General features: G+C 75.8%; 2 protein-coding genes. One reads left to right on the top strand and one right to left on the bottom strand.

The genetic code is table 11. The features are described 5' to 3' along the window. The first annotated feature begins 565 nt into the window (after nucleotides 1-565). Nucleotides 566-1,132 carry a DinB family protein gene (locus J0670_RS35610; RefSeq protein WP_207816747.1) on the top strand — a complete coding sequence of 189 codons (567 nt, stop codon included), beginning with the start codon at nucleotides 566-568 and terminating at the stop codon, nucleotides 1,130-1,132. A 25-nt stretch (nucleotides 1,133-1,157) separates the two neighbouring features. Here the strand turns inward: J0670_RS35610 and J0670_RS35615 are convergent. Then, nucleotides 1,158-2,534 (bottom strand): alpha/beta hydrolase (locus J0670_RS35615; RefSeq protein WP_207816749.1); only part of this gene is annotated, 1,377 nt, incomplete at its 5' end.

Below are 2,534 nucleotides of genomic sequence, written 5' to 3' on the forward strand. Positions count from 1 at the left end.
CGACGACGCTACGTCCCGCCCCCGCCACGGCGCACACCGCACGCCCCGATCGGGTGACAGCACCGATTAGCGCCTTGACGGGCCGCCGGCTGACGGGGCGCCGGCGCTCACCCGTGGGCTCCCGGCCACACCGTGAACGAACGAAAGGACGGCCGTGTCGGCCCCGGGGTCCGCGGGCAGGACCCTGAGCGGTTCGGACATCCGCGGGGCGTCACCTCCGGCGCCGACATCCCGTGCTGGCCGACCACCGATCCCGACCCCGGCCGGCGGCCGGTGCTGGTCTGCGGCCGGCACACCCGCGACGACCTCACCCTCTTCGCCTGCGGCATGGCCGAGTTCCTGCGCAGGCTGCTGGCTGCTCACCGGCGAGCACGACCCCTACCCGCTCAGCGTCCTGCTCGGCGACACCCCGCCTTGCTGACGTGCACTGGCTGGAGGAGTAACGCCGCTGGAAGGCCGGCCGGGATGCGGACCCCGGCTTCCAGACCGCACGCGGCCCGCGGAGCCCGCGCCGGCCGGGCCGGGCCGGGAAATCGGTGGCGGGCAGGGGAGGCTGGGGGTGATCATGCGCGGTATGACCGAGCGAGTCCAGCGGTGGAGTGCCGCGAGCGTGTACCCCGACATGTGGGCCGATCCCTCCGACGACCCCCGCAACAACGGGAACAGTCCGGAGGGCGAACTCGCCACGCTGCAGGACTTCCTGGCGAACTACCGGCTCACCCTGCGGATGAAGTGCGAGGGCCTGGACGCCGAGCAGCTGGCCCGCCGCTGCGTCCCGCCGTCGACGATGTCGCTGCTCGGACTGGTGCGCCACCTGGCCGAGGTGGAGCGCGGCTGGCGCGGCTGGCTCGGCGAGGGCGAGCGGATGCCCCGGCTGTACGGCGGGCGGGACGCGGACTTCGAGGGCGCCGTCGCCGACCGGGCCGTGGTCGAGGCGGCGTGGCGCGACCTGGAACGCGAACAGGCCGCCACCGACGCCGCGCTGGCCGCCTTCCCGGACCTGGGGGAGCGGGTCGGCAAGGACCGGATCGCGGTCAGGGAACTGCTGGTGCACCGGGTCGAGGAGTACGCCCGGCACTGCGGACACGCCGACCTGCTGCGCGAGCGCGTCGACGGCCGCGTCGGCCAGTGAACGGCCCGCCCGCGCCCGCCCGTTCCTAGCAGGTGGCGTCGGACGGCGCCAGCGCACCGGTCAACAGGTAGGCGTCGACGGCCTGTTGGGCGCAGGCGCTGTAGCCGTTGAGGTAGACGGTGTGGATCCGGCCGGGGACGGTGAGCAGGCGGGAGGCGGGCATGCGCTCATGCAGGGCGAGCGCGCCGGCGTAGGGGGAGTGGGTGTCGCCGGTGGACTGGATCTGCAGGGCCGCGACGGTGGTGCGGATCCCGGGCAGCGGCTCGGCCGGGAACAGGGGCCACGTCGCGCACGGGGAGGGACTGTTGTAGGTCGGGCCGAAGACCGGCTGGGCGGCGCGGGAGCGCTCGATCGCGGCGCGGTACCACTGCGGCGAGCGCGGCACGGGCACGTCGTCGCACAGCACGCCGATCGCGGCGGCCATCGCGGCCCCGGCGTCCGGGCCGGGCGCCAGGACGGCGCCCAGCAGCTCGTGCAGGGCGGGGCTCGCCTGGACGGGCCTGCCGTCGGCGGCGTCCAGCAGCTGGCGCAGCACGCCCGCGTAGAGGTCGTTGTCGCGGTCGTCGCCCTGGCACAGGGTGAGCAGGAACGGCAGCAGGTGCCCGTCGAGGCGCTGTCCGTCGACGAGGATCGGCGCCGCCTCGGCGCGGCGCACCAAGCCCTCGACGGTGGCGCGCACCGCGCCGGGGGTGGCGCCCAGCGCGTACCGGCCGTCGCGGGGCGCGGCCCAGGCGGCGAAGTCGTCCAGGGCCCGCTCGTTGGCGGCGCCCATGTCCTGCAGCAGCCCGGCGCCGTAGCGGGCCGGGTCGGGCGCGCTGTCCAGGACCAGGCGGTCCACCCGCTCCGGGTACAGCTGCGCGTACACGGCGCCCAGCAGCGCCCCGTAGGACTGGCCGAAGAAGGAGGTGCGCCGCTCGCCCAGGGCGGCGCGCAGCACGTCCAGGTCGCGGGCGGTGTTGAGGGTGGTCAGGTGGGGCAGCAGGCCGGGGTACTTGTCCCAGCAGGCATCGGTGTCGGCCTTGGACAGACGCCACGCCTCCTGGAAACCGTCCCCGCCGGGGCCACTCGAGCGCAGCCAGCTGCCCCGGTTCAGAGCGCAGTCCAGGCCGGCGCTTGCGCCGACGCCGCGCGGGTCCATGCCGATGAGGTCGTAGGCGGCGGCCGCCTGCGGGGCCATCTGGGCGCGTATCTCCACGGGCAGCTCCAGGCCCCGGCCGCCGGGCCCGCCCGGATTGGTCTCCAGGATGCCGTGGCGCTTGGACGGGTCGGCGGCGCGGATCCGGGAGACGGCCAGGGCCAGCGTGCGCCCGCCCGGATCGCGGTAGTCCAGCGGCACGCTCAGGCGCGCGCACTCGGCGCCGGCCGCCGCCAACGGCCCCTCCTGGCACGGGCCCCAGGCGAG

Source organism: Streptomyces sp. FH025, from assembly GCF_017427025.1.
In the GTDB taxonomy this organism is placed as follows: domain Bacteria; phylum Actinomycetota; class Actinomycetes; order Streptomycetales; family Streptomycetaceae; genus Kitasatospora.